This window comes from Pseudonocardia lacus (genome assembly GCF_018531445.1).
In the GTDB taxonomy this organism is placed as follows: Bacteria; Actinomycetota; Actinomycetes; order Mycobacteriales; family Pseudonocardiaceae; genus Pseudonocardia; species Pseudonocardia lacus.
Window position 1 is genome coordinate 1 of the sequence record NZ_JAHDTH010000435.1, and the last position, 1,727, is coordinate 1,727.

2 protein-coding genes are annotated in these 1,727 nt (G+C 72.0%); one reads left to right on the forward strand and one right to left on the reverse strand.

All coding sequences use genetic code 11. The features are described 5' to 3' along the window. Positions 1 to 1,062: chaperonin GroEL (gene groEL / locus KIK08_RS38855; RefSeq protein WP_214408304.1), on the reverse strand; the 1,062-nt coding region annotated here is incomplete at its 3' end. A gap of 204 nt (positions 1,063 to 1,266) precedes the next feature. On the opposite strand from groEL, the gene KIK08_RS38860 reads away from it, so the two are divergent. Continuing rightward, a partial coding sequence (locus tag KIK08_RS38860) for a TetR/AcrR family transcriptional regulator (RefSeq protein WP_214408305.1) occupies positions 1,267 to 1,727 on the forward strand: 461 nt, incomplete at its 3' end.

Below are 1,727 nucleotides of genomic sequence, written 5' to 3' on the forward strand. Positions count from 1 at the left end.
GGTGCGCTCGATCTCGGCGCGGATCTGGTTGACCCGCCCGGCGATCTGGTCGGCGTCGCCGGCACCGTCGACGATGGTGGTCTCGTCCTTGGTGACCACGACCTTGCGGGCGCGGCCCAGCAGCGACTCCTCGGCGTTCTCCAGCTTGAGGCCGATCTTCTCGGAGATCACCTCGCCGCCGGTCAGCACCGCCATGTCGGTCAGCATCGCCTCCCTGCGGTCGCCGAAGCCGGGCGCCTTCACCGCGACCGAGGCCACCGTCCCCTTGAGCTTGTTGAGGATCAGCGTCGCCAGCGCCTCGCCCTCCACGTCCTCGGCGATGACCACGATCGGCCGGCCGGCCTGCATGACCTTCTCCAGGACCGGCAGCAGGTCCTGCACCGAGCTGATCTTCGACCCGACGAGCAGCAGGTACGGGTCGTCCAGGACCGCTTCCATGCGCTCGGTGTCGGTCACGAAGTGCGGGGCCAGGTAGCCCTTGTCGAAGCGCATGCCCTCGGTCAGCTCGAGCTCCAGACCGAAGGTCTGGCTCTCCTCGACCGTGATGACGCCTTCCTTGCCGACCTTGTCCATGGCCTCGGCGATCAGCTCGCCGATCGAGGCGTCCGCGGCCGAGATGGACGCCGTCGCGGCGATCTGCTCCCGCGTCTCGACCTCGTGCGCCGACTTCAGCAGGGCCTCGGAGACGGCCTCGACGGCCTTCTCGATGCCGCGCTTGAGGGCCATCGGGTTCGCGCCGGCGGCCACGTTGCGCAGCCCCTCGCGGACCAGCGCCTGGGCCAGGACCGTCGCGGTGGTGGTGCCGTCGCCCGCGATGTCGTCGGTCTTCTTGGCGACCTCCTTGACCAGCTCGGCCCCGATCTTCTCCCACGGGTCCTCGAGCTCGATCTCCTTGGCGATCGACACACCATCGTTGGTGATGGTGGGGGCGCCCCACTTCTTCTCCAGCACGACGTTGCGGCCACGCGGGCCGAGCGTCACCTTGACGGCGTCGGCGAGGGTGTTCATGCCGCGCTCGAGCCCGCGGCGCGCCTCCTCGTCGAAAGCGATCATCTTCGCCACTGGTGTTCCTCCGTTGCGATCCCGGTCGGACGCGGTCGGCACGGGCGCCCGCGACGGACGGGTGCCCCGGCGTACCCGGCCGGGCCCTCGCCCGCGCCGACCGCGGTCCGGCACCCACCTCCCGGGGGTGCCGGCCGCCACCCTACACAAACTTGCGCGCGCGCAGATATGCGGTCGCGCAAGTTTATCCGCTAGGCTGGCGCCGTGGACGACACCGAGAAGGGCGGGCTGCGCGAGCGCAAGAAGCTGGCCACCCGCGAGGCGCTGAGCGCGGCAGCGCTGCGGCTGGCCATGGAACGCGGACCGGAGAACGTGCGGGTCGACGACATCGCCGAGGCGGCGGGGGTCTCCCCGCGCACCTACAACAACTACTTCTCCAGCCGGGAGCAGGCGATCGTGGCGGCCGTCGCGGCCGAGCGCGCCCTGCGCGTCGGGGCCGCGGTCCGCACCCGCCCCGCGGGCGAGCCGCTGTCGCGCGCGGTCGTCGAGGCGGTCGTCGAGCAGTACTCGACCGGCGGCGAACCCGGTCGCGCCGAGCTGGCGCTGATCACGTCGGCGCCGGGGCTGCGGGCCGCGTTCCTGGACACCGTCAGCGCGGTCGAGCAGCCGCTGGCCGCCGCCATCGCCGACCGCGCCGGGGGCGACGAGCCGGTCGCCGCCGTGCT